Consider the following 269-nt stretch of genomic DNA (forward strand, 5'->3'; position numbering starts at 1 on the left):
TGGGCACTGCCTCCACCATGGCCTGTATGGCGGAATCACTCGGCACCTCGTTACCGCATAACGCGGCGATTCCAGCAGTTGACTCCCGTCGCTATGTATTGGCGCACCTTTCCGGAAATCGCATTGTAGAAATGGTCGATGAGGATCTAAAGCTTTCAAAGGTGCTGACCAAGGATGCTTTCGAGAACGCTATTCGTACCAATGCGGCTATAGGCGGCTCCACCAATGCTGTAATTCACTTGAAGGCTATCGCCGGGCGCATAGGCGTC

Annotated in this window: 1 protein-coding gene; it reads left to right on the forward strand. The window is 53.9% G+C overall.

All coding sequences use genetic code 11. The features are described 5' to 3' along the window. Positions 1 to 269: dihydroxy-acid dehydratase (locus SB689_RS23230; protein WP_410694415.1), on the forward strand; the 269-nt coding region annotated here is incomplete at both ends.

The organism is Chryseobacterium sp. SIMBA_038 (assembly GCF_046535115.1).
Classification (GTDB): Bacteria; Bacteroidota; Bacteroidia; order Flavobacteriales; family Weeksellaceae; genus Chryseobacterium.